Source organism: Affinundibacterium nitidum, from assembly GCF_014284155.1.
In the GTDB taxonomy this organism is placed as follows: domain Bacteria; phylum Pseudomonadota; class Gammaproteobacteria; order Burkholderiales; family Burkholderiaceae_D; genus Undibacterium; species Undibacterium nitidum.
Genome location: NZ_JACOFZ010000001.1, coordinates 856,582 through 881,208, shown reverse-complemented (window position 1 = coordinate 881,208; position 24,627 = coordinate 856,582). Strand labels below are relative to the sequence as shown.

The following is a 24,627-nucleotide window of genomic DNA, read 5'->3' as shown; positions in this document are numbered from 1 at the left end:
CAATCAAAGAATGGAGATCGCATGGAACGTCGTTCGTTTTTGAAAAAAGCCGCTGTCGGCACAGCCGCTGGTGTCGCTGTCGCACCGACTGTAGCAAGCGCTGCTGACCTGCCAACCATTAACTGGCGCTTGGCATCGAGCTTCCCTAAGAATCTGGACACTATCTATGGTGCTGCAGAAACGCTGGCAAACCGTGTCAAGGAATTGACTGATGGTAAATTCAATATCCGTCCTTATGCTGCGCCTGAAATTGTCCAGTTTAATGCTGTGATGGATGCTGTCAAAGATGGCACGGTAGAAATGGGCCATACCGCCTCTTACTATTACTACGGTAAAGATGCCACTTTTGCCTTTGATTGCGCTGTACCTTTCGGTATGAACTCACGTCAACAAACTGCATGGATGTTGCAAGGTAACGGCATGAAGTTGATGCGTGAATTTTTTGCTGAATACAACATCGTGAATTTCTTAGGTGGTAACTCCGGAACCCAAATGGGTGGTTGGTTCCGTAAAGAGATCAAGAGCGTTGAAGATATGAAGGGCTTGAAATTTCGAGTCGGTGGTTTTGCTGGTAAGGTCCTGCAAAAACTCGGCACTATTCCAGTGCAACTCGCCGGCGGTGAAATCTACACGTCATTGGAAAAGGGCGCAATTGATGCTGCGGAGTGGATCGGCCCTTATGACGATGAAAAATTGGGCTTTAATAAAGTCGCTAAGTTTTATCACTATCCAGGTTGGTGGGAAGGCGGCGCGCAATTATCATTCTACGTGAGTAAAAAAGAATGGGATAAACTGCCAAAGCTGTATCAAGCTGCAATCGAGACTGCGACCTTTGAAGCTCACGTGCAAATGCAGGCGAAATATGACGCCAAGAACCCATCCGCGTTGGCACGCTTGCTACAAGATAAAACAATTTTGAAGCCTTTCCCACAATCAGTGATGGAAGCTTGTTTCAACGCAGCACAAGAGACTTTTTCAGAAGAGGCCTCCAAGAATGCTAAATTCAAGAAGGTTTATGACGATTGGTTGGTGTTCCGTAATAACCAAGGTCAGTGGTTTAACGTCGCTGAGCAGCAGTTTGCGAAGTTTAATTTTGGACGGAAGTTAAAGTAATTGTTAGCGCAAGAAATTAAGTAAAAGCTGGCTCTAATAGAAAACGCTCTAGTATGTCACTAGAGCGTTTTTTTATGTGTATTTCAAATGCTATAGAGCGTGCGAAGGCGATGCTTGAATGTCTGCTTGTTCCTCAGACTCTTTCGGAATATCAAACGAAGGGACTGCACCGTCATCGGTCGGAATACTGATATTCAATTGTAGTTCTTCTTTCTTGTGCTCTTTGCTGTCGACCGAGACCAATGAAGGGAACGCGATAATCAAACCTACCATGATAATTTGCGCTAACACAAACGGGATGGCGCCCCAATAGATGTCACTCGTTTTGACCTCTTTAGGTGCGACTGAGCGCAGATAGAAGAGGGCGAAGCCAAATGGCGGATGCATGAACGAAGTTTGCATATTCACGCCAAGAAGGACGCCGAACCAAATCAGATTGATACCCAATTTCTCTGCAACAGGACCGACTAAAGGCACCAAGATAAAGGCTAACTCAAAGAAGTCGAGGAAGAAGGCTAATACGAAGAAGAGAATATTGACTACAATCAGGAAGCCAATCTGTCCACCTGGTAAACCCGTCAATAAATGTTCTACCCACAGATCGCCATTGACTCCGCGGAACACCAAGGAAAAAACTGTTGACCCGATCAAGATGAACATCACAAAGCTGGAAAGGCGCGCGGTGGAATCGAGGGCTTGTTTGGTCAATTTGAAATTGAGTCTGCCATTCATCATCGCTAGTACCATTGCCCCAACAGCACCCATTCCGCCACCTTGGGTCGGTGTCGCCATTCCGATGAAGATAGTGCCCAGGACAAGAAAAATGAGAGCTAACGGTGGTACCAATACGAACACCACTTTTTCTGCCATGCGAGACAAGAGGCCAATCTTAAACCAGCGATTGATGAGGGCTAGTGAAAACGCAAATCCGATACCTATCGCAGTCGAGTACACGATCAGTTCATCGGTGGCGGCGCTAGGATGGCCTTGTTTGAAATACAGTGCATAAGCATAGCCCGCGAGGACACTCGCGGTAGTAAGTAAAAGCAATGAGATTACGCCACTATTGCCATTGTCTTCTCGCAGATTGCGTGCCTCAAGCGGTAAGGCTGGCACCCATTTGGGTTTAATCAGAGACAGCAAGAAAATATAGCCAGCATACATGAAGGTCAGCAAAAGACCTGGGAGAAACGCAGCTTGGTACATATCACCAACGGAGCGACCGAGCTGATCGGCCATGATAATCAACACCAGAGAGGGGGGGATAATTTGCGCCAGAGTACCTGATGCCGCGATAACGCCAGACGCGACCTTTTTGTCGTATCCGTATTTGAGCATGATAGGCAAAGAGATCAAGCCCATTGAAATAACAGAGGCGGCAACAACACCAGTGGTCGCCGCTAAGAGAGCGCCTACAAAAATCACTGCGTAAGCAACACCACCGCGCAGAGGCCCAAATAACTGACCGATGGTATCAAGTAAATCTTCCGCCATACCAGACCGTTCTAGTAGTAGCCCCATGAAGGTAAAGAAGGGAATGGCGAGCAAAGTATCATTCGACATGATACCGAGTACCCGACTTGGTAATGCCTGTAAGAATGAAGGCTGCATCAAGCCAAGTTCAATACCGATCAGTCCAAAAATTAAACCATTGGCAGCAAGTGCAAAGGCAACCGGAAAGCCAGAAAGTAAGAAAAGCACCAATGCAAAAAACATAATTGGCGCAATGTTGGCAATCAAAAAATCAATCATCATCGTCTCTCTTTATTTTCTACTAGTGCGATTGGATCGATTTAATTTTGTCGAGATTGGCATCGCGAATGGCGGCGATCTCGTCTTCGGGGGTAACTACAGTTTTCTCAAACTCACTAGCATCTACGAGCCCACACAAGTAGCCGATACGTTTGATCAGCTCTGAAAGGCCTTGCAAACACAAGAGTAGGAATCCAGTGGGAATCATTAACTTTGCTGGCCAAACGATGAGACCGCCTGCATTATTTGACATTTCTTGATTGCGAATTGATTCCAAAGCGAACGGTACGCTGAGATAAAAAATCAAGATCGCCATCGGCAGTAAGAAAAGCAAAAAGCCGAATACATCGATCCAGACTTGGGTGCGTTTGGAAAACCGATGAGTAATGACATCGATGCGCACGTGTTCATTGCGGCGCAGGGTGTATGGCGCAGTGAAGAGAAACATGGCGCCATACAAGTACCATTGAATTTCATACCAAGCGTTTGAGCCAAGCTTGAAAAAATAACTGGCGAGCGCGCTGCCAGCACAAACTAATACTGCGACCATTAAAGCCCAACTAATGGCGTTGGCAATTTTTTCATTAACGCGGTCGATCCAACGCGCGCATTGAATTAGAAAATGCATGGTGTCCCCTGGTGATCGATCACTTTTTATTAGAGTTTCGACTTGGCTAGCGTGCTAGTAGTACGCTAGCCAAGTTGATGTTGATCGTTTTATTGCAATTAATGCTTCATTTTATCAATTGTTGGCGCAGACGTGAAATTGCGGTGCGCACTTGATTTGGCGCTGTGCCTCCAATATGGTCGCGCGCTGCTACTGAGCCTTCTAAGGTCAAAACCGCGAATACATCATCAGTGATTAAGCTAGAGAAGCTTTGCAATTCGACGAGGCTCATTTCACTCAGATCACAGTTTTTCTCGACGCAGGTACGAACAGCTAAAGCGACTGCTTCATGGGCGTCACGGAAAGGCAAGCCTTTCTTTACTAAATAATCAGCTAAATCCGTCGCAGTTGCATACCCTTGCAATGCCGCGGCACGCATGGCCTCTGGTTTAACACTAATACCTGTCGCCATGTCGGCGAAAATACGCAGCGTATCGACCAAGGTATCGACCGTATCAAATAAGGGTTCTTTGTCTTCTTGATTGTCTTTGTTATAGGCCAGAGGTTGGCCCTTCATCAAAGTCAATAAAGAAATTAAGTTGCCGTTAACGCGTCCTGTTTTACCGCGGGCCAACTCCGGTACATCTGGGTTTTTCTTTTGTGGCATGATAGACGAGCCAGTGCAGAAACGATCGGCGATATCGATAAAGCCAACGCGTGGGCTCATCCAAATAATCAGCTCTTCAGACATACGAGAAATATGCGTCATGATGAGTGAAGCTGCGCCACAAAACTCGATGGCGAAATCGCGGTCCGAAACGGCGTCAAGGGAGTTGTGGCAGACATCATCGAAACCAAGCGTCTTGGCAACCCGCAAGCGATCGATCGGGAAGGTTGTCCCGGCCAATGCTGCTGCACCTAACGGCAAACGGTTAACGCGCTTACGGCAGTCAGTCAAACGTTCAGCATCACGCCCAAACATTTCGACATAAGCAAGGATGTGGTGACCGAAAGTAATTGGTTGCGCCACTTGCATATGGGTAAAACCCGGCAAGATGGTGTCGCTGTGCTTTTCCGCTAAATCGAGTAAAGCAAGGCGGAATTGCGCGATTAGTTCCAAAATTTGATCGATGGCATTTCGCATATAAAGACGAATATCTGTCGCAACTTGATCATTACGTGAACGGCCAGTATGCAGGCGTTTACCCGCATCGCCCACCAACTCTGTCAGGCGTTTTTCGATATTTAGGTGAACGTCTTCCAAGTCAAGCAACCATGTAAATTGACCACTTTCGATCTCTGCACTGATCTGTGCCATACCACGTTGAATGTCGGCATAGTCTTGGGCACTGATGATGTTTTGTGCTTGCAGCATTTCGGCGTGGGCGAGCGAACCTTGAATATCAACCGATGCCATACGATTGTCAAAAAATACGGAAGCGGTATAACGTTTGACCAAATCAGAGACAGGTTCGGAGAAGCGTGCTGACCAAGCCTCGCTTTTTTTAGAAAATTGTGATGTCATAGTAGCTTTAGTGAATGAACGAACGGTGTGCGAGCCAAAGAATGTAAAACCTGCGCAGAGGGATGTTCTTGTGGAGACATCATTTCAGGTAGTCTCGGCTGTCGCTGCCGATAACTGACGTACCGCAAGGGTTTAAGCTGACGTAAAAGCGTGGCAGATTATACCGCGACTCGCATTGTGGAAGAAGGTTAAGAGGGCGTAAAACCCTGAGATCGACTGCTTTTTAAAGGAACGTCGGCCTCATTCCCAAGATATTCACGCAAATGCACACACAAAATAGGATAAAAATAGGGCATGACACAACAAGTACAAAAAGATGGCGAAAGTGTCAGCAAAACTGAGGTGTTAATCCCAGATTGCTGCAATATCGGTATTGTTATTCGGGTCTTGGTGCTAGTGAACTTGGTCGTGTTAATGGCATTGTTGGCTCGAGGCCAAGGTTGGGCGATCAACTTTCAAGAGTTTATTGAGACCTCAATGCTCATCGAACTGATCACCTTGCTCTCCTTGCTAAGCTTGTGTGCCTTTCGACGTTTGGTCGAGAAAAATCCGACTGAAGCATGGATGCAAAGAGTCGTCTGTGGCACAGTGCCGGGCATAGTCTGTTTTTTAGTCTTGCAGTTGCTATCGCAAATTGAATGGTTTGCTTTCAGCTTCCCGCATTTGCACTACGGTTTTGCGACACTCTTATGCTTTTTAATGGGTCTGGGCATGCAGCATTATTTTGAATTGCGTACTAGGGCCTTTTCTCCTGCGCTGGGTGAAGCACGTTTGCAGGCCTTGCAAGCGCGTATCCGTCCTCATTTCTTATTCAATAGTCTCAATGCGGTACTGTCATTGATTCGCAGTGAACCGCGACGCGCAGAAACTGCATTGGAAGATTTAGCGGATTTATTTCGCGTCTTGATGCGTGATACACGCGACTTGAGTACTCTCAACGATGAAATCGGCTTATGCAAACAATACTTGGCAATAGAGCAAATTCGGCTTGGTGAACGCTTAGTGGTGCAATGGGATCTGAAGGAATTAAGTGCCCAGGCCTTAAGTTCGGCCAAAATACCATCTCTGCTTTTGCAACCTTTGATTGAAAATGCCGTGCATTACGGTATAGAACCGTCCGCAAATCCAACACCGATCGTCATCAAAATTGCAAAAACGCTTGATAAGATTGAAATTCGTGTGAGCAATCATTATCATCGACAAGCACAGTTACCTTCGGGAAATCAAATGGCGTTAGAAAACATTCGGCAACGTTTAAAGTTGCTCTACGATATCGAAGCGCAACTCAAGGCTGACATAGTTGGTGAGCAGTTTGAGGTGCATTTGGTGTTTCCAGAGAAGTATTAAAAAGAAAAAGCAAAAGACGAAGCATGACTAAGCCACGGATTTTAATTGTTGATGATGAAGCGCCAGCGCGTTCGCGTATGCGCAGCTTGATTGAAGATATTCAGCTAGATTGCCCTTGCGAATTGATTGGCGAGGCAAATGATGGTCAAACCGCGCTCGATATTTTGGTTGAACAAAAACCAGACATTTTGCTGTTGGATGTGCAAATGCCAGGGATGACCGGGATCGAATTAGCCCAGCATATCGCAGCGGCGAACTTAGCGGCCGCACCTGCGATCGTGTTTGTGACTGCCTACGACGAGTACGCACTGAAGGCGTTTGAAGTTCATGCAATGGACTACCTACTCAAACCAGTTCGAGCTCAACGTTTACAAGAGGCGATTCAACGCATTCAACTGTTCAAGGCCCAACCAAGTACGCAAACGTCAGCCGAAAAACTCAGCGAGTCAGTGCAGGCCTTACCCAAATTGCGGCAGAACTTCTCAGTTTTGGAAAAAAATCGCGTCTTGTTGATACCTGTGCGCGATGTCTTGTTTTTGAAAGCAGAACAGAAATACGTCACGATTCAAACCTTACATCGTGCCTACCTGACTGAAGAAAGTCTAGTTTCAATTGAGTCGGAAATGAGTAGTGTTTTTGTGCGCGTACACAGAAATGCTTTAGTGGCTCGCGATGCGATTTTGGGAGTTGAACGTGCAACCCATATGGTCGATGCTGACTCTGAGCATGAACGCGCCACAGACTCTTGGCAAGTGATCGTGCGTGATTCGAATGAACGTTTGCCGATATCGCGTCGTCAGTGGTCGGTGATCAAGAATCTAGTTAGATAGCATTAACCCCTGAGTAATATGGGGAAGCTGTAAGCGTTACAGTAGGTTTTATTCTTTATCTGCATCATCTTTTGCTTGGAAGCGAGCGAAGCATGTCCGACGATTTGGAAAAAGCAAATGAGTTGAGCATACAAGAAAGCCGAGATCGGATTCAGATCAACGCGCTTGGCGTGCGTTTGCTATATGGCATCGCACTGACTGCCTTTTTTGCCTGCGGTATCGCCCTCATTCTCAATGACTACAAGAACCGTGGATTAGGGAATGGTGGGGCCTTAGCAGGTTTATCGGTTGCGGCATTAATCTTATACTTTCTGTATCGCGGTCAAGTTCGGCGTGCACTCGCGCTAATTTTGTGGGGCTTCGCCCTTGTGCCCATCGTGTTTGGCTTGCGCACATTTGGTTTTGGCGCGCCAGGAATCGTGTTTGTACCCCTGTCTATCATGGCTGCTAGTTGGGCGCTTTCGATTCGACACGCCGTTGCCATGACTGTGTCGGTGATAGTCGCTTGTTTTGTTTTTTTCGTTTTGATCCGGACCCAGCAAATTGTACCTGTTGAACCCGACGTTTCTGTTCGTGTAGTCATCCTGATTGGTGTAATCATCGTCGCATTACTGCTGGGCTTGGTTGGTGTGAGGGCATTGCGCTCTGAGTTCGAACACGTTCGCCAGTTAGCCAACTCTTTGCAAGGGAAGGCGGAAGAATTGAAACGTTCGGAAGCCTCTTTTTCCAGCCTCTTCTTAGCCAATCCATTGCCAGCCATTTCGGGCGATATGCAAGGGCATATGATTGATGTCAACAACGCCTTCGTCACCGCTTTCGGTTTTGATCCCTCGCAATTAATCGGTAAATCTGTGCAGGAAATCGGGCTATTTGCACACGAAGAAGAGCGTCGCTTAGTGGCGAAGTTTACGCTCAGGCAAGGTGTGGTGGGTTATCCTGTAACCATGCGTTTATCGAACGGAGAAAAGCGGCATTATCTGATTAGTACATCCGCTTTTGAGCTTTCAGGTGGATGGCGTTTTGTGGCTTTGTTTTTAGATCAAACAGATCGCTTAGCGGCCGAGAAAGCACAGCATATATTGACGGTAGAACTCGAACAGCGCGTTGCTAAACGTACAGCGGAATTGAGCGATGCTTTGCAAAATTTAAGGCGCACGCAAAGCGATCTAGTACAAGCGGAGAAGCTAGCGTCACTTGGTTCTATGGTGGCGGGTATTGCACATGAATTGAACACACCAGTGGGCAATGCCTTGATGGTGGCCTCGACTTTGCTTGATCAAGAAAAACAGTTCGAAGCTGGATTGGTGAATGGCTTATCGCGCAATACCCTCAATCAATTTCTCTTTAATATTCGAGATTCAGGCGATATCCTCGACCGCAATCTCCGTCGAACGGCAGACTTAATTAATAGCTTTAAACAAATCGCTGTTGATCAAACGAGTGAGCAGCGTCGCGACTTTGACTTGCAAGAAGTGGCTCATGAAGTCTTGGTGACGCTCAGCCCTAGCTTACGTAAGACCAAGCACATTCTTCGCAATGAGATTCCGCAAGGGATTAAGCTCAATAGTTTTCCCGGGCCGCTAGAGCAAGTCATCATGAATATGGTTAATAATTCCTTGCGCCATGCTTTTGACGAGGAAGACTTCGGCATCATGCGTATGAGTGCAGAGTTATCTAGCCCCGACGAAGTCAAAATTTCCTTTAGTGATAATGGCAAAGGAATTCCAGCTCAACATATTCAGCGTATTTTCGACCCATTTTTCACTACCAAGTTGGGTCAAGGTGGGTCGGGATTAGGTCTCAGTATTGCCTACAATATTGTGACGGTGATGCTCGGTGGGCGGCTCGAAGTGCACAGCGAGCTCGGACAGGGGACGGAATTTATCATAGAGATACCGCTGACCGCGCCCGTTGAGCAGCGGTCAGTTTAATCTGCTTTATTTTTTAGTCGATTAACAAGCAGCGTGATTCACGGTAACCACGTGAATCGCCAAGCCGCCCAAAGATGTTTCCTTGTATTTCGCCTGCATGTCATAGCCAGTCACGCGCATAGTTTCGATGACTTGATCAAGACTGACGTGATGCGTTCCATCGCTTTTTAAAGCTAATGAAGCTGCAGTAATCGCCTTCACTGCACCCATGCCATTGCGCTCGATACACGGGATTTGTACCAAGCCACCAATGGGGTCGCAAGTCATGCCCAAATGATGTTCGATACCAATTTCCGCCGCAGATTCAATTTGTTCGTTGGTTCCACCTAAAGCCGCGGTCAAACCAGCCGCCGCCATCGCACAAGCAACACCCACTTCGCCTTGGCAACCAATTTCTGCGCCAGAGATGGACGCATTCTTTTTGCACAGCATGCCGACGGCCGCCGCCACCAATAAGAATTCGCGTATGCCTTTGACCGGATCACTAGGGTGGCAATCTTGTGAATAGTATTTGATGATGGCGGGAATGATGCCAGCTGCACCATTGGTTGGGGCAGTCACAACTCGGCCACCAGCGGCGTTTTCTTCGTTGACTGCCATCGCATACAAACTCACTTTATGCATGCCATCATGCGGCAAACTATTGTGCGTTTCGTTGGCTGTCAGCCAGAGCTTGGCAGCACGACGTTGCACGTGCAGGCCGCCCGGCAACTCGCCCGTAATCTTAAGGCCACGCTGTATGCACTGATTCATGACCGACCAAATCTTATCGAGGCCTGCGTCAAGTTCTTCTTCACTGCAATGACACAGCTCATTGGCGCGTAATAGGGCGGCTAAGGAGAGGCCAGTGCGTTTGCCATGGGCGAGTAGATCTGCCATGGTGGCAAACGGGTAGGGCAAGGTAACGGCGGGGGTGCTGACGACATTGGCGTTGTGTGCGAGCTCTGCTTCGGAGTAGATGAAGCCGCCACCCGTCGAGTAATAGGTATTGCTATAGCTGCTGCCGTCTTTGCGTGTCAACGTAAAACGCAGACCGTTAGGGTGGCCAGGTAAAACTTCTTGTTTGTGCCACAGTACGTCGTTGAGAATATCAAAATCAACTTTGACTTCACCGAGCAAAAGCATTACGCCCGAACGCGCTAAGTCTTCTAATTTTTGATCGACCGTGTCAGGAGCGACGTCTTGTGGAGTTTCTCCCATCAGACCAAGCAGCACGGCTTTGTCTGTGGCATGGCCTAATCCTGTTAGTGCTAAGGAGCCATAAAGGGCGACTTGAACTTGTTGCGCGTTTTGTAGATCGTGACATTCTTGAAGAAAACGGCGAGCCGCAATCATGGGGCCAACCGTATGTGAGCTTGAGGGCCCAACACCGATCTTAAACAAATCAAAAACGCGCATGTCCATACTAGTGTCCTTTTTCTTGAGATCTGCTTTGGCTTCTACCATCGAGCCTTGTGACGACGATGGTAAAAGTTAAAGCTGTTATATTTTTTCGACCTCACTGAACAGCCAGAGTATGCCGTGTTCAGTTGGTGATACGCACGTTCTTGAGCATGTCTTTCACCAAGGAAGCGAGGTCGATTTCTGCTTTCCAGCCCCAGTCTTTGAACGCGGCCTCATCGTTCAAACTTTGAGGCCAACTCGCTGCAATTGCCTGACGGCTGTCAGGCGCGTAGTGTACCTGAAAGTTTGGTACATTTTTTGTAATTTCAGCTGTGAGTTCTTGTGGGTTAAAGCTCATACCACTGACATTGTAGGAAGAGCGAATCTTGATGTTTTCTGCTGGCGCTTCCATCAAACTAATCGTGGCACGAATGGCGTCTGGCATGTAAATCATTGGCAAACTTTGCTGTGCTTCGAGGAAGCAGGAATAGGCTTCACCTTTCAATGCGGAATGGAAAATCGCAATTGCATAGTCGGTGGTGCCGCCGCCTGGAGGCGATTTGTAGCTGATGATGCCAGGGTAGCGAATACTGCGCACATCGACATTGTATTTCTGGAAGTAGTATTCACAAAGACGCTCACCAGCCAACTTACTGATGCCGTAGATCGTGTTTGGATCCATGACTGTATATTGTGGCGTATTCACGGCTTCAGTATTCGGGCCGAAAGCCGCGATAGAAGATGGCCAGAATACTTTCAAAGGCTTGCCAGCTTCGCCGCGTATGCGTGCCAGTTCCAAGATATTGAGCAAACCATCCATGTTCAATGTCCAGGCCTTCAAAGGGGCTTTTTCACCCGTCGCCGATAACAGCGCCGCCAATTGATACACTTGTGTGATCTCATATTGCTCATGAATTTCAGCCAAACGCTCTGCGCTCAACACGTCGACTACTTCATAAACCTTGGCACCATACAAACTTGTTGGGCTGATGTCTGCCGCAATTACATTGTCTGCGCCATGTTTGGCCGCTAAAGCGTCGACCAATTCGCTACCGATTTGACCATTGGCACCGATGACTAAAATACGTTCCATATTGCTTCCTGATTTTCTAAAATTCGTTTATTTAGGTCGTTGGGGGATTTATTTAATGAGTCCCAACTCACGACCTGCTTGCGCAAAAGCAGCCAAGGCGGTCTGTAATTGTTCTTTGGTATGGGCGGCAGACAGTTGTACACGTACGCGCGCTTGGCCCATCGGTACCACAGGGTAAAAGAAACCAGTCACTAAAACGCCGAGTTCATACATGCGTGCTGCAAATTTTTGTGCAACTGGCGCATCGAACAACATGACCGGTATCACAGGGTGTGTGCCTGGTTTAATCGTGAAACCTAATTCTGCAATTTCCTTACGGAAGAAAGCGGTGTTTTCATGCAGACGATCACGCAATTCTGTCGATTTCGAGAGACGATCCAATACCGCTAAGGAAGCACCGGCGATCGATGGTGCTAAGGTATTTGAAAACAAATAAGGACGCGATTTTTGACGCAAGGTATCGATCACTTCTTTACGGGCCGCAGTAAAGCCACCCATTGCGCCGCCCAAGGCTTTGCCCAAAGTGCCGGTAATGATGTCGATACGACCCATGACATTGTGGTGTTCGTGAGTGCCGCGACCTGTTTTGCCGAGGAAGCCAGACGCGTGGCATTCGTCGATCATGACCAAGGCATCGTACTTATCTGCTAAATCACAAATCTTGTCGAGCTGAGCAATCGTGCCGTCCATCGAGAAAGCACCGTCGGTGACGATAATGCGGTGACGTTTGTCGGCCGCTGCTTGCAATTGTTTTTCTAAGTCGGCCATATCGTTATGGGTGTAACGGAAGCGAGCCGCTTTGCACAGGCGAATACCGTCAATAATCGAAGCGTGGTTTAAGGCGTCGGAGATAATCGCATCATTTTCATCAAACAAAGGCTCGAATACACCACCATTGGCATCAAATGCAGCAGCGTACAAAATCGTATCTTCCATGCCTAAGAAGTCAGCGATGGCGCGCTCTAATTGTTTATGCACGGTTTGTGTACCGCAAATGAAACGAACGGAAGACAGGCCATAACCATATTGCTCAGTCGCTTTGATAGACGCTTGCACTGTTTCTTCATCACCCGATAAACCGAGGTAATTATTGGCGCACAAATTGATCAATTGACGGCCGTCATCACACTGCACTAAGGAGCCTTGGCGAGAGGAGATAACGCGCTCTGGTTTGTACAAGCCTTGCTCGCGCAATCCATCGAGTTTGCCGGCTAATTCAGTAAAGAATGCGCTTTTCTTAGTGTTTGTGCTCATGAGTATGTCTCCTAGTGCAGAGTATTTACGGTTTATCGGCAGTGTTCTGTTATGATCGAAAACAAGAGGATTTGCAGTGTTTGCACAGAAATCCTGAAAAATTTACTAAATTTAAAAATATTCGATATATCGAACATAAATTCAATATAGCGAATGTTATCTATGCTTATTTGATTTGGCAAGTGAAACTATGAAAAAAGTGATTGCAACTAAGGCAAGTTCGGCAACGCCAGCAGCGCCACCGGAGGTTGGAGCAACTCTACAGCGTTTACGGCTGGAAAGAGGCTTAACTTTGGAAGACTTATCCCGCACTGCGGGAGTGTCAAAATCCATGCTGTCGCAGATTGAGCGAGAAAAGGCTAATCCAACGATTGCGGTCGCTTGGCGCTTGGCCAATGCCTTGGGCATAGGTATGGCCGAGTTGCTAACGGCTGAAGTTCCCAAGGTAGATCCGATTCGTATGTTGGAGCCGCACGAGACACCGACCTTGCCTGGAGAGCATTCAGGTTATGTCTTGAAGATCTTAGGGCCGATGGAGTTAGCAGGGCGCTTTGAATGGTATGAACTTCTGTTAGCACCGGGTGGCGCTTTGGTGTCGAACGCCCATGATCCAGGTACTTCCGAGCATCTAACGCTCCTAGGTGGTAGCGTTGAGGTCGAAATAGAAGGCAGCAAAAAGAAGCTCAAAGTCGGCGGGACAGCCCGCTATGAGGCCGATTGTGCCCATGCCATTCGCAATATCGGCAAGACCGAGGCGAAGGCATTGATGGTGGTGATTCATCGCTAATGGCAGAGTTGGACAAATACTTAGGCTCTGGCGTGCAGGCCAGAGCTGCAACTTGTCTAGCGGATTTTCCTTAGAAAATTTGCCCAATTCGAGATAAAAATTCAGCCTGCCCTGAGTTTTCTGCTGCATTGCAAGATATAATCAAGTGAAATTCCTCTTTCGCTTATTTATCTTCAATTCATCATGCATTACCAATCCACACGTGGTTACGCCGCAAATTCTGATTCTTCCGTTGGTTTTTCTGAAATTCTTCTCGGTGGTTTAGCTCCTGATGGCGGTTTGTATTTGCCTAAGCAATACCCTCAAGTCACGGCAGAGGAGTTGAACGCTTGGCGCCAACTCAGCTATGCCGATCTCGCTTTTGAAGTGTTACGCAAGTTTGCGACTGATATTCCAGAAGCGGATTTGAAGGCGATTACTCGCAAAACATACACCGCCAACGTGTACAAGAATGCGCGTGCTGGTGAGTCCGCACAAGACATCACGCCTTTGCATACGGTGGTTGAGAAAGAGGGGCGCAAGTTAGTATTGCAAGCCTTGTCGAATGGCCCAACCTTGGCTTTTAAAGATATGGCGATGCAATTGCTCGGCAATTTGTTTGAATACGCCTTGGCCAAGAACGGTGCAGAGCTCAATATTTTTGGGGCGACTTCAGGCGATACCGGTAGTGCTGCTGAGTATGCGATGCGTGGTAAGAAGGGTATTCGCGTTTTCATGCTGTCACCGCATCAAAAAATGAGTGCCTTCCAAACGGCGCAAATGTTTAGCTTGCAAGATCCGAATATTTTCAATATCGCTGTTGAAGGTGTGTTCGATGATTGCCAAGATATGGTCAAGGCGGTTTCGAATGATTTGGAATTTAAGAGTCGTCAGAAGATCGGCACGGTCAATTCGATTAACTGGGCTCGTGTTGTCGCCCAAGTCGTGTATTACTTCCGTGGCTATTTGTCGGCGACGACCAGCAATGATCAGAAGGTGTCTTTCACTGTTCCATCCGGTAACTTCGGGAATATCTGTGCAGGCCATATTGCACGCATGATGGGTCTGCCTATCGCCCAATTAGTGGTGGCAACTAACGAGAATGATGTACTCGACGAATTCTTCCGTACGGGTGTTTACCGTGTGCGTAAATCAGCTGAGACTTATCATACGACTAGCCCTTCGATGGATATTTCCAAGGCATCCAATTTCGAACGTTTCGTATTCGACTTGCTTGGTGGTGATGCCGCACGTGTCAAAGCCTTGTTTGCGAAAGTCGAAACCGCTGGTGGTTTTGATTTGTCGGGCAAGCCTGGCAGCGATGGTGACGAGTTTGCGAAAGTGTCTCAGTTCGGATTCGTTTCAGGCAAGTCAGTACATGCTGATCGTTTAAATACGATTCGTCAGGTAGAGAAAGATTTTGGTATTACGGTCGATACGCATACTGCCGATGGTATCAAGGTGGCACTTGAACACTGGCGTGCGGATGAAACGATGATTGTGCTGGAAACTGCATTGCCTGCAAAGTTTAACGAGACTATTCAAGAAGCACTGGGGCGCGATGCTGAACGACCAGCAGGCTTTGAAAATATCGAGACGTTGCCCCAACGATTTGAAGTGATGAAGGCAGATGTAGAACAGATGAAAGCCTTTATCACGGAGCGTACAGGTCTCTAATCAGTTAGTCATCTAGGGAAATCAAAACGAAACAGGCTATGGTGACGTGGCCTGTTTTTATTTGTGGGTGATGTACTGTCATATGAGCCACATCAGCCTAGGCATTACTACTTCATGACAAACTTTGACGAAACCCGTCCTTATCGGAGATGATAGCGCCTGTTTGAATTGAAGAGGGAAAATCTCACATGGGTCTGATTCGTTTTCTTACTCCTGTCATTATCGTAGCGGCATTAATATTGTCACCAGCCAGCGATGCGGCAACAGCGAAAAAAGCAGTGCCAACTAAAGCCAAAGCTAAGAGCGCGCCGAAAAAAAACGACAAGGCGAATACAAAAGTTAAGCATGGAAGCAAGGCGCACGACCGCAAAAAAGAGAGTCGACATACTAAAACCTCAGCGAAAGGGAAAAAAGCTCAGCTTAAATCAGAACGTGCTGAAGCTCGTGCTGCAGTTTCCGCTCACGATTTAGCTCTCGCACCTGAAGCGCAATTTCAACAAGCGATGAGTTATACCCGCACTGGTAAACGAAAAAAACCAGATTGGGCACATGCTATTCCACTATTGGAAAAGTCGGCTACGACGTATCCACTTGCACAATATCGATTAGCCGATTACTACTTGGGAAATTGGGGTAAAGGTCATCGCGTCAATCCAGAGCTTGGCTATGAGTACTTGGCGAAGGCGTCGAACGCAGGTTATTTGCAAGCGCAAGTCGAATATGCGCGTTACCTTGAGAAAAAAGGGGAGCATCAATCCGCATTGAAGCTGTGGCGTGAAGCAGCCGACCAAGGACATGTCGACGCCATGTTGCGATTTGTGGAGTTAAACGATGTGAAAAAACATCCGAATGCTGACCCTGTCATGGCCTACGCCTATATTCAGATCGCGGGCCAACAAATCATGGCGAAACGTGCAGCCTTAACCGTGAAAACAGAACGAGAGCAGAAAGCCGAGGAAGCGTTTCAAGTCTATGTCGATAAAATGGCTTCGGCTTTGAATGATGAGCAGAAGATCGCTGCCAATAGTTTTGTTGCAGAGTGGCAGGCAAGGCCGACTGAGATCACCCAGCATGTCGATAAACTGCCAAAGAAGTAAGTCGATAGGTAAATTATTTCGATATTGAAAAAAGCCATGCACAAATTCGTGCATGGCTTTTTTGTTTCGAACTGCGCTTCCCAATCTTGCAATTACTCGACAGATTTAAGGAATGTAGCGAGTTTTTCGTTGAAGATTTTCGGTTGGTCGATCATCACAAAGTGGCGCGCTTCATTAATAGAAATCATTTGTAATTTGGGTGTGCCAGCCATCAAGCTTGCGTAGTACGCCGTTTTTTGATCTTCCGACATATTGATGGCAACCATGTCTTTGGCATAGTACGGTGAAACCATCCCTACGGGGACGCTAATCTTTGGCATATCTTTGCGCATATCGTTGCCAAACATCTCCGACATGTATTCGATATAGGCAGTACGATCACTGGTAGCGCTGCGTTTGCCGAGAGATTCAGCGACTTTGTCGTCGATCACGCCCATAAACTTCATGTAGTTGACTTGCTGTTGTTCAAAAACCGCTTGGCTTAGATTTCCCATCTGGCCACGCATATTATCCACGGTTGCTTTACGCTGCTCAGGCGTCATATTTTCTGATCGTGGTAGCACTGGAAGCCCATCGACTGCAAATACGCCACGAATTAAATTCGAATGATCTTGGGCAAACCAGATCGATAGGGCAGAACCCAAACTATGACCGATAACGACAGGCTTATTGATTTTCTGTGTTTGGATGAGTTCAAGTAAGGACTCCTTCGCCTTGATAAACTTTAGACCAGGCATCGCAGGTTTACCATCGAAGCCGGCCAAGGTGATGACGTATAAGTCATGGTCTGCTTGCATGGCTTTGACGGTATCGTCCCACACGTATGCACCGCTCGAGAGGCCAGGGATCAAAATCAAAGGCGCACCTTTGGCTTTTGGATTTTTGTATTCTTGGACGTACATACTGCCGACTTGGTATTCTTTTGGGGCTAATTTGCTAACGCTTGTTGTGGCTGAGTCCGCAGAAAGCATTGAAGTGCTGGCATGGCTTTGACCCGCACTGATAGCTGCGACCAAAGCGACGATTACAGCGATATTGAGGCGTGATGTTTTGCAGAAGTTTGGGAATTTCATAATTTTTCCTTTTTAATTTACGAAGAATTTTTACTAACATTGATTTCAAAAAAAACGAAGCTACTTGGGTTCTAGGAAGGGAAGACTGGCGGTCTTCCACTTCGATTCATGCTCATCATTCGTCAACAAAGAATATCTTTTCAATCGGCATTCCAAACAATTTACTGATGGTAAACGCGAGTGGCAGGCTAGGGTCATAACGTCCGGTCTCGATCGCATTGACCGTCTGTCGCGAGACTTCTAGCATATCAGCGAGAGCGGCTTGGCTTAGTTCGCGTTCGGTTCGAAGTTCTTTCACGATGTTTCTCATGTTAGCGCTCCTGGAATTTGCGAATGATCACGACCACCAGCCAGGTCGCCATAAACACGCCGTAGTGTACGAAGCCATTCAGTTTGGGGAAGCCTACACCTTCGGCAAAGCCATAACTGAAACTTAAAAAAGCAGTGACACCACCCGCTATAGCGATCATCTCTAACATGTAGATGCGCATGAATTCATCTTGACGATTCAGGTGGCGAATGATGGCTCGCATCGTTAATAACCCCGGTAAGACAGGTGTCAGTACAACGGCTGTTTGCAATGCACCAGCTTCTAAAGACTTGGCGACGAAGATGGAAGCAAATAGAACGATCACGTACAGCACAATAGATAAACGCAGTTCTTTGCTATAGGTTTTGGCATCTGCGCGGTCTTTTTTTGAATATTTATCTTGTTCCATTTTGTTCTCCACATTACGTTTGTAAAGTTTGTTTGACATCTGTTTCGATAAAAAAAGCAAGATGTATGAACAGCCTGCTTAGTGTTGCGAGTCAAGTGAACTTGACATCTGATTCTAAAAAATAAGCAGCGGGGTTTTTTTTCGCTGCTTGATGTGTAAAGCATGTTTTACATATTAGTCGCCTGAAAATGCAATGTCAAGCGTCCTTTACAAAAAAATCGAAAAATAAATCAAAAATATACAACGATCGTGAATTTACCTGTGGCAGGCGCACAGCAATCCTGCCTGTTTCTCTCTGAAATCGAAACACAACAGCTCGATCAAATATTGTTCTTTTTAATTGACATTCAATACTCTAGCCGCCACACTTTTGCCCGATTCACATGAAAAAAAGACACAGGATTTTGTGCCTTAATACTCCAAAACCGTTTCTCACGACGAGGTATCAGGATGTCGAATATCGCAGGTAAAGCGTATGCCATGAATGTGATTACCCCTATACGGTGGTACACCGCTTGGCTCAATAAATTCTATTTTTGGTTTGCATTAAAAGTGCCTTCAACTCTGAAGGGCTTGATGACACTCTCACTCATTCACTATGCCCGTTGGGTAATTATTGGGCGCGATCAATTTCCTCATCTTGACCCTAAACAGCCGAAAGAAAAACTGAAATATTCCTACATGATGTTCTTCAGTAATTTCAACGGTAGCTGGGACCAATATGTAGATTCGTTCACGTTTGCGATTCCTGGTGGTCTTGATCTCTTTTGGAAGTGGAATATCCGTTACCCAAAGTCGGTACCATTGACGCCATTCCATAACTACATTCGTTACAACCAGATTGAAACCATTCATTATTACAATGCCTATCCGTTGGCGGCCTCGAATGATGTGAAAAGCGCCAAGGCAATTAAGGATGCTTTGATCGCGTTTCAAAAGCACGATTTGGATGCCAGTGATGCTGATTTTATGAAGCGCTATAACGCTCTGGTGCGTGGCTTGCAGCATGACCTCGGTGATATGCATCCAACCCCTATTATTAGTATGTCTGCTTACCAAGTTCAGCGCCGTCAGCGTTGGCATGATGGTTCCTTGAAAAAAGAGATCGCGGCACAAGCCTTGGCCGATGCGGGTACAACAGGAGATCAACATGGCCGGTAATATCAACGGAAACGCTTATGCTTTAACCATACTATCGCCGATTAAGAGTGCTTATACAGCAGACGAAATCGCTTACGCCGATTTGATTCGTGATCGTTTGCAGGGATGGAATTTCGAAAATAACAGTCCCATGGCGAAAGTGCCCAACACTTATCTTTGCCGTTTCTTTGTGCTCGACGATGTGTACACTGAGTCACAACCCACTGGCGGTGGACTTGATACGGTGCGGGATTTATCGCCATTTGTGACCGATCCAATGCGTCGCGCAGCGGTGCCAAAAGAGGACCATTTACAGTCGCGCTACCTCGTGTTTTCTTGTAATTTCTATGGCGGACCGAAGGCGGATCTCGATGCTTATTTGCGTGGAATGTGGCAAGCGATAAACGATCGGATCAAAGAAATTTGGTCGTATTGCTATGGTTTTGATCAGGTGAGTGATGCCGATAGCTTTATTGTTTATATGAAGAAATGTCAGCTGACTGCATCTTTGTTTTTTGATGGTTCTAACGACGAACCCTTGGCAGAACAATTGAAAGCGCTCTACCTCAAACAAGAGTTTGCTAAGTTTGTGATCGATAACCAAGGACTCGATGCCGCGGCTATTAAGGTGAATATGCAAGCCTTCATGCAACGTGTTGCGCCGAATAATCTGACAGCGCCAACATGGTCTGCCGGTAAGTACCGTCTATAAATATTCCAATAAAGAGGTCGAGTGTGACTAAACAATTAGATTTAACAGACATTCAAGGGAATGTCATTCGTGCGTATGGACGGTTTGGATATCCTGTAGCGCGTTATGTGTTTTTAAATATTCGTCATTCTGCTATTGCACGTGATTTTGTGGCTGCTGTGACCAAGCGTGTGACATCGTCAGTAGAGTGGGGTAATGGTGCTGGGCAGATCGCACAGCCAAATTGGACCGTGAATATCGCTTTTGCTTACCAAGGTTTAAAGGAATTGGAATTGCCACGCTCTTCGCTCAATGGTTTTTCACCGGAGTTTGTGCAAGGCATGAAACATCGTCGCGATATTTTGGGTGATGACGGTCCTAGTTCTCCAGAAAATTGGGATCCCATCTGGCAAGGTAACCGTGAAACGCGTGAGCAAGACGTCCATATCTTTATTTCACTTAACGCACGATTACCGCAATTCTTGGAAGAGTCATACCAATGGTTGCGAGGCGTGGTTAATGCACATGCAGAAGGTGTGGTGATTCTTGGTGGTCATCGTGGTGATGATGGCGCAATCCTAGATTACCAAGACGTGAAAGTCGTGATGGAAAACGGACATCCAACCTCGAAAGAGCACTTTGGTTATACCGATGGCATAGGCGATCCTGTTTTTGAAGGTGCACCTAACTACGACTTGAATGTGCAAGGTCGTGGGAAACAGATGGATGATGGCACGTGGGCGCCTTTGGCAACTGGCGAATTTTTGCTTGGTCACGTTGATGAAGCCCACGAATATCCACCAGCACCGCAGCCGATTCTGTTGTCTCGCAATGGTACATATATGGTCTATCGCAAGTTGCATGAAAATGTTGCGAGCTTCGATCAATATTTGGAAAAGCATGCGCATAGTTTTGCCGCGCATAAAGATTTACCCTTAGACGATGCACGCGAATTACTTGCAGCGAAGTTTGTTGGGCGTTGGCGCGATAACGGTGCACCATTGGTGAAGGCTCCTGACCCAGCAAGCAAAGCCAAGTTTGATATGCAATTCATGGGAGCGGATCAACAAGGTAAAGATAAGCTCTTAAGCGACTTCACCTATGACGATGATATGAGTGGTGCGAAGTGCCCATTTAGTGCCCACATACGTCGTATTAATCCGAGAGCGTCTTTACAGATGGTGAAGGGGGCTTGTCCAGGCTCGATGATTTATAACAAAGATGCCTTTGATACGCCCGGCGCGTTGGCGAATCGTCGCCGTATTTTAAGACGTGGTTTGCCCTATGGCGAGGTGAAAGATCGTAGCAGTAATGCTGGTAATCACGGCATTATCATCATGATGATCAACGCCGACATCAATCGACAGTTTGAGTTTGTGCAGCAGCAGTGGATTAATTATGGCAATGATTTTCAAGCGGGAAGTGACAAAGAAATCTTGCTGGGCAACCATAGCGCCGATGAGAAAACACCAAGTAAAGCGGTGTTGCAGGTTGATCCAAATAGCGACGAGGCACCATACTTCCTAAGTAAGATTCCTCGTTTAGTCGAAACTCGGGGTGGCGAATACTTCTTCGTACCGAGCTTGACCGCTTTGCGCATGATCGCCAAAGGTGTTGTTGATCCAACATGAAGTCGTAGAGTCTCGACTTGCGACAGAAGCGGCGCTCATATTGAGCGCCGTTTTTTATTTCGGTGTTTTCGAGCATATCGTGAGCTAATTGTTATTAAATTTCAATGAGTGGTTCGATTGGCGAGGGAACTTTGTGATGAAATTTCTCTCTAATTGGCCATAAATTAATTCACTGTCTTAGTTTTATTTCACGCGACTACATTCAAATTTCCGGAGACAAATTAAATGAAAATTTCTTCCCTTGTTATCTCTAGTGCACTGGTACTTGCGACCTCTGCAAGTGCACAAGATGCGACGAGTAATGTGCCTCCAGCCGTTAGCGCAAACAAACCGAGCACTATTGCAAATGAACGGTTGCTACCTGCCGAGTCTGCCGTGCATTCAAGCGGGACGGTGACCATCAAGTCTAAAATTGTTCCCTACAAAGCAACCGCGGGTACCCAGCCAGTTTGGGATAAAGACGGCAAGGTGATTGCGTCTTTGTTTTATACCTACTACCAAAGAAGTGATGTGTCGAACCGAGAAAAACGTCCTCTCATTTTTTCTTTTAATGGCGGGCCTGGTTCGGCTTCGGTGTGGATGCACGTTGCTTATACTGGTCCCAAAATGTTGAATATTGATGATGAGGGATACCCAGTACAACCCTATGGAGTTCGTGATAACCCGCACTCGATTTTGGATGTTGCAGATATTGTCTATATTGATCCTATCAATACAGGGTTTTCGAGGATACTAGACCCGAAGGCCGATCGTGCCCAGTTTTTTGGAGTCAATGCTGACATCGCCTATCTCGCCGAGTGGCTTAATACATTCGTTTCTCGTCAAAGTCGTTGGAATTCACCGAAGTATTTGATTGGTGAAAGCTATGGCACGACACGTGTTTCTGGACTCGCGAAAGAACTGCAAAACAATCATTGGATGTATCTGAATGGTGTGATCTTAGTTTCTCCAACCGAACTTGGAATCAAACGTGACGGCCCCGTTGATGCAGCACTTTCTCTACCTTATTACGCTGCAACCGCTTGGTACCACAAGGCGCTTCCAGCCGATTTGCAGCAACGAGATTTGAATGCTTTGCTGCCTGAAGTTGAAGCGTTCACCTTAGATGAATTTATTCCAGCACTCAGTCGTGGTGGCTTTATTGATCCGACAAAGCGTCAGGAAATTGCAGCGAAGGTAGCGCGTTACTCAGGCTTGTCTGAGAAGACTGTGCTGCAGAATAATCTCACTATTGCACCAGCATTTTTTTGGAAAGACTTACTGCGCGAAAAAGGAAAAACAGTCGGACGTCTTGATTCACGTTATTTGGGAATCGATCGTAGTGATGCTGGCATAGCGCCTGATTACAATGCAGAATTAACTTCTTGGTTGCATTCATTCACGCCTGCGATCAATTACTATCTACGTGATGTGTTGAAATACAAAACGGATGTTAAGTACAACATGTTTGGGCCGGTTCATCCTTGGGATAATAGTAATGATAAAACAGGCGAGAATTTACGTCTTGCGATGGCAGAAAATCCGTACATGCATTTGATGGTGCAGTCAGGCTACTACGATGGGGCGACGAATTACTTCGACGCTAAGTACACGATGTGGCAGATTGATCCAAGCGGCAAGATGAAAGATCGCATGGAATTTAAAGGCTATCGTAGTGGTCATATGATGTATTTAAGAGCTGAAGATTTGGCGACGTCCAATGAACATATTCGTGAATTCATTAAGAAATCATTGCCTGCTTCTGGGCAGGCTGCCAAATACTAAATCCGAGTTGAATGAAAAAAGCCCTGATTGATTTATTCAGTCAGGGCTTTTTTTCATTTGCTTGGATTGACTCTTAGGTGCTCGGACGCATCATAATTTTTCGAACAACCTCGTTAAAGACTTGCACCATTGCGGGATCAAATTGAGTATCACTATTAGCGTTGATTTCGGAAATCGCGCTGAGTAGGCTTTTCTTAAATGTGCGGTCAGATCGTTCTGTCGTGATTGAACAGAAGGTATCTACAATCGATAACATGCGGCCACCAATGTGAATTTCGTCTCCTTTGGCGCCATTCGGATATCCTGTTCCATCGAAGCGCTCGTGATGATCTAACACCATCCGCGCTGCTTCTTCCCAACCGCCAAATCGTAATAGGAATTGACTGCCAATCACCACATGTTCTTGAATCTTACGTAGTTCTTCTCTGGAGAGTGAGCCTTCTTTGTTGAAGATATTATGTGGAATGAAACTCATGCCTACGTCATGCATGAGTGATGCTGCTTGAAGCTGTTTGGGATCGACAGGGAAGCCCATTGCCTCATTGAGTTGTTCTGTCATCTGTACTACTTGATCGCTGCGATTTTTACGATAAATACTGAGGTTGTCGATGTGATTCGACAATTCGCGCATCAGTTCTAGATCAGGTGGAACTTCGAGTAAGACTTTTTTTGCTTTAACTTCTTGCGCAATACTGCGGTCTTTTTTATCTAATAAATTAATAGCGTTACGTACTTCCGATTCAACATTACTTGCATTGAGAGATGCCAGCAGCTGTTCGGCAACTTTGCAAAGTAGGAGACGTTTATCGTTATTACATTGTTTGCTGGTAATTAGTTCGGCTAGCAGATCTTCAATCTCATCGGTCGCAAGCAGCAAAAATTCGCCGATCACAGGATGATAAGGAATTTGATTCGCTCTAACTTTGGCAACAATATCTTCGATACGATGTAGGGGTTCGGTAAAGGGAGTTAATCCCACCATGAGGCAATTGCCTTTGAGTGAGTGCAGGGCGCGAAATAGGCGATGCACAAACTCAGGTCCACCGTGATTGTTGAGAGCCTTAATGCAGGTTTCAGTTTCATCGCAACTTTCTCTCGTGCACGAGACGAAGTCATCGATGATGGAACGCTCCATGGCGAGAAATTCTGGGCAGGAAATTGCGGGTGAATTCATATTGAAAGGCCCCAATACTGTTTTGAAATAATACCCTGGGGAAATTATAGCCTTATGGGT

The 24,627-nt window shown here is 46.6% G+C and carries 21 protein-coding genes; 11 read left to right on the top strand and 10 right to left on the bottom strand.

Annotated elements, in window-relative coordinates; all coding sequences use genetic code 11:
* Positions 1-21 precede the first annotated feature (21 nt).
* Positions 22-1,113, top strand: a complete 1,092-nt coding sequence (locus H8K36_RS03820) for a TRAP transporter substrate-binding protein (RefSeq protein WP_186915007.1) — start codon at positions 22-24, stop codon at positions 1,111-1,113.
* A gap of 90 nt (positions 1,114-1,203) precedes the next feature.
* Here the strand turns inward: H8K36_RS03820 and H8K36_RS03815 are convergent, their stop codons facing one another.
* The 3 genes from H8K36_RS03815 to argH all read right to left on the bottom strand — a co-directional run bounded on the left by H8K36_RS03815 (position 1,204) and on the right by argH (position 4,997).
* On the bottom strand, positions 1,204-2,865 hold the full coding sequence (locus H8K36_RS03815; RefSeq protein WP_186915744.1) for a TRAP transporter large permease: 1,662 nt from the start codon (positions 2,863-2,865) through the stop codon (positions 1,204-1,206).
* A gap of 22 nt (positions 2,866-2,887) precedes the next feature.
* Entirely contained in the window at positions 2,888-3,493 is a 606-nt protein-coding gene (locus tag H8K36_RS03810) for a TRAP transporter small permease subunit (RefSeq protein WP_186915008.1), read from the bottom strand.
* Between the two features lie 106 nt (positions 3,494-3,599).
* Positions 3,600-4,997, bottom strand: a complete 1,398-nt coding sequence (argH, locus tag H8K36_RS03805) for an argininosuccinate lyase (RefSeq protein WP_186915009.1) — start codon at positions 4,995-4,997, stop codon at positions 3,600-3,602.
* 294 nt (positions 4,998-5,291) lie between these two features.
* Between argH and H8K36_RS03800 the strand changes: the two genes are divergently transcribed.
* The 3 genes from H8K36_RS03800 (at position 5,292) to H8K36_RS03790 (ending at position 9,105) form a co-directional block, all read left to right on the top strand.
* Positions 5,292-6,344, top strand: coding sequence for a sensor histidine kinase (locus H8K36_RS03800; RefSeq protein ID WP_186915010.1), 1,053 nt, complete (start codon positions 5,292-5,294; stop codon positions 6,342-6,344).
* Between the two features lie 23 nt (positions 6,345-6,367).
* The gene (locus H8K36_RS03795) at positions 6,368-7,174 is read left to right on the top strand and encodes a LytR/AlgR family response regulator transcription factor (protein ID WP_186915011.1); all 807 of its coding nucleotides are present in this window, start codon (positions 6,368-6,370) and stop codon (positions 7,172-7,174) included.
* Positions 7,175-7,266: 92 nt separating this feature from the next.
* Entirely contained in the window at positions 7,267-9,105 is a 1,839-nt protein-coding gene (locus H8K36_RS03790) for a PAS domain-containing sensor histidine kinase (RefSeq protein WP_186915012.1), read from the top strand.
* Positions 9,106-9,126: 21 nt separating this feature from the next.
* On the opposite strand, the gene H8K36_RS03785 is transcribed toward H8K36_RS03790, so the two are convergent.
* The 3 genes from H8K36_RS03785 to kbl all read right to left on the bottom strand — a co-directional run bounded on the left by H8K36_RS03785 (position 9,127) and on the right by kbl (position 12,835).
* Entirely contained in the window at positions 9,127-10,509 is a 1,383-nt protein-coding gene (locus H8K36_RS03785; RefSeq protein WP_186915013.1) for an L-serine ammonia-lyase, read from the bottom strand.
* A gap of 121 nt (positions 10,510-10,630) precedes the next feature.
* Positions 10,631-11,581, bottom strand: coding sequence for an NAD-dependent epimerase/dehydratase family protein (locus H8K36_RS03780; RefSeq protein ID WP_186915014.1), 951 nt, complete (start codon positions 11,579-11,581; stop codon positions 10,631-10,633).
* Between the two features lie 48 nt (positions 11,582-11,629).
* The gene (kbl, locus tag H8K36_RS03775) at positions 11,630-12,835 is read right to left on the bottom strand and encodes a glycine C-acetyltransferase (RefSeq protein WP_186915015.1); all 1,206 of its coding nucleotides are present in this window, start codon (positions 12,833-12,835) and stop codon (positions 11,630-11,632) included.
* Positions 12,836-13,010: 175 nt separating this feature from the next.
* Here kbl and H8K36_RS03770 point away from each other — a divergent pair, with 175 nt between their 5' ends.
* From H8K36_RS03770 to H8K36_RS03760, 3 genes are all read left to right on the top strand, one after another.
* Complete coding sequence (locus tag H8K36_RS03770) at positions 13,011-13,622, top strand: helix-turn-helix domain-containing protein (protein WP_370587122.1); 612 nt, start codon at positions 13,011-13,013, stop codon at positions 13,620-13,622.
* A gap of 183 nt (positions 13,623-13,805) precedes the next feature.
* Complete coding sequence (gene thrC, locus H8K36_RS03765; protein ID WP_186915017.1) at positions 13,806-15,278, top strand: threonine synthase; 1,473 nt, start codon at positions 13,806-13,808, stop codon at positions 15,276-15,278.
* A 188-nt stretch (positions 15,279-15,466) separates the two neighbouring features.
* Positions 15,467-16,375, top strand: a complete 909-nt coding sequence (locus H8K36_RS03760; RefSeq protein ID WP_186915018.1) for a tetratricopeptide repeat protein — start codon at positions 15,467-15,469, stop codon at positions 16,373-16,375.
* A gap of 92 nt (positions 16,376-16,467) precedes the next feature.
* On the opposite strand, the gene H8K36_RS03755 is transcribed toward H8K36_RS03760, so the two are convergent.
* The 3 genes from H8K36_RS03755 to H8K36_RS03745 form a co-directional block, all read right to left on the bottom strand.
* Positions 16,468-17,448, bottom strand: coding sequence for an alpha/beta fold hydrolase (locus H8K36_RS03755; RefSeq protein ID WP_186915019.1), 981 nt, complete (start codon positions 17,446-17,448; stop codon positions 16,468-16,470).
* A 115-nt stretch (positions 17,449-17,563) separates the two neighbouring features.
* Positions 17,564-17,758: a helix-turn-helix transcriptional regulator gene (locus tag H8K36_RS03750; RefSeq protein ID WP_186915020.1), complete on the bottom strand. Its 195-nt coding sequence runs from the start codon at positions 17,756-17,758 to the stop codon at positions 17,564-17,566.
* A 1-nt stretch (position 17,759) separates the two neighbouring features.
* Entirely contained in the window at positions 17,760-18,167 is a 408-nt protein-coding gene (locus H8K36_RS03745; RefSeq protein ID WP_186915021.1) for a hypothetical protein, read from the bottom strand.
* 450 nt (positions 18,168-18,617) lie between these two features.
* Between H8K36_RS03745 and H8K36_RS03740 the strand changes: the two genes are divergently transcribed.
* From H8K36_RS03740 to H8K36_RS03725, 4 genes are all read left to right on the top strand, one after another.
* Complete coding sequence (locus H8K36_RS03740) at positions 18,618-19,328, top strand: hypothetical protein (protein WP_222611106.1); 711 nt, start codon at positions 18,618-18,620, stop codon at positions 19,326-19,328.
* A complete protein-coding gene (locus H8K36_RS03735; protein ID WP_186915022.1) occupies positions 19,318-20,019 on the top strand; it encodes a hypothetical protein in 702 nt (233 codons plus the stop codon). Before H8K36_RS03740 ends, H8K36_RS03735 begins: the two co-directional genes overlap by 11 nt.
* 23 nt (positions 20,020-20,042) lie before the next feature.
* Positions 20,043-21,629, top strand: a complete 1,587-nt coding sequence (locus tag H8K36_RS03730; RefSeq protein ID WP_186915023.1) for a Dyp-type peroxidase — start codon at positions 20,043-20,045, stop codon at positions 21,627-21,629.
* Positions 21,630-21,854: 225 nt separating this feature from the next.
* Entirely contained in the window at positions 21,855-23,393 is a 1,539-nt protein-coding gene (locus H8K36_RS03725; RefSeq protein ID WP_186915024.1) for a S10 family peptidase, read from the top strand.
* 73 nt (positions 23,394-23,466) lie between these two features.
* On the opposite strand, the gene H8K36_RS03720 is transcribed toward H8K36_RS03725, so the two are convergent.
* Entirely contained in the window at positions 23,467-24,567 is a 1,101-nt protein-coding gene (locus H8K36_RS03720) for an HD-GYP domain-containing protein (RefSeq protein ID WP_186915025.1), read from the bottom strand.
* Between the last annotated feature and the right edge of the window lie 60 nt (positions 24,568-24,627).

Bases quoted from the DNA above. Each gene is read 5' to 3' on its own strand.
- H8K36_RS03820 (WP_186915007.1), top strand. From the start codon at position 22: ATGGAACGTCGTTCGTTTTTGAAAAAAGCCGCTGTCGGCACAGCCGCT.
- H8K36_RS03815 (WP_186915744.1), bottom strand. From the start codon at position 2,865: ATGATTGATTTTTTGATTGCCAACATTGCGCCAATTATGTTTTTTGCA.
- H8K36_RS03810 (WP_186915008.1), bottom strand. From the start codon at position 3,493: ATGCATTTTCTAATTCAATGCGCGCGTTGGATCGACCGCGTTAATGAA.
- argH (WP_186915009.1), bottom strand. From the start codon at position 4,997: ATGACATCACAATTTTCTAAAAAAAGCGAGGCTTGGTCAGCACGCTTC.
- H8K36_RS03800 (WP_186915010.1), top strand. From the start codon at position 5,292: ATGACACAACAAGTACAAAAAGATGGCGAAAGTGTCAGCAAAACTGAG.
- H8K36_RS03795 (WP_186915011.1), top strand. From the start codon at position 6,368: ATGACTAAGCCACGGATTTTAATTGTTGATGATGAAGCGCCAGCGCGT.
- H8K36_RS03790 (WP_186915012.1), top strand. From the start codon at position 7,267: ATGTCCGACGATTTGGAAAAAGCAAATGAGTTGAGCATACAAGAAAGC.
- H8K36_RS03785 (WP_186915013.1), bottom strand. From the start codon at position 10,509: ATGGACATGCGCGTTTTTGATTTGTTTAAGATCGGTGTTGGGCCCTCA.
- H8K36_RS03780 (WP_186915014.1), bottom strand. From the start codon at position 11,581: ATGGAACGTATTTTAGTCATCGGTGCCAATGGTCAAATCGGTAGCGAA.
- kbl (WP_186915015.1), bottom strand. From the start codon at position 12,835: ATGAGCACAAACACTAAGAAAAGCGCATTCTTTACTGAATTAGCCGGC.
- thrC (WP_186915017.1), top strand. From the start codon at position 13,806: ATGCATTACCAATCCACACGTGGTTACGCCGCAAATTCTGATTCTTCC.
- H8K36_RS03760 (WP_186915018.1), top strand. From the start codon at position 15,467: ATGGGTCTGATTCGTTTTCTTACTCCTGTCATTATCGTAGCGGCATTA.
- H8K36_RS03755 (WP_186915019.1), bottom strand. From the start codon at position 17,448: ATGAAATTCCCAAACTTCTGCAAAACATCACGCCTCAATATCGCTGTA.
- H8K36_RS03750 (WP_186915020.1), bottom strand. From the start codon at position 17,758: ATGAGAAACATCGTGAAAGAACTTCGAACCGAACGCGAACTAAGCCAA.
- H8K36_RS03745 (WP_186915021.1), bottom strand. From the start codon at position 18,167: ATGGAACAAGATAAATATTCAAAAAAAGACCGCGCAGATGCCAAAACC.
- H8K36_RS03740 (WP_222611106.1), top strand. From the start codon at position 18,618: ATGTCGAATATCGCAGGTAAAGCGTATGCCATGAATGTGATTACCCCT.
- H8K36_RS03735 (WP_186915022.1), top strand. From the start codon at position 19,318: ATGGCCGGTAATATCAACGGAAACGCTTATGCTTTAACCATACTATCG.
- H8K36_RS03725 (WP_186915024.1), top strand. From the start codon at position 21,855: ATGAAAATTTCTTCCCTTGTTATCTCTAGTGCACTGGTACTTGCGACC.
- H8K36_RS03720 (WP_186915025.1), bottom strand. From the start codon at position 24,567: ATGAATTCACCCGCAATTTCCTGCCCAGAATTTCTCGCCATGGAGCGT.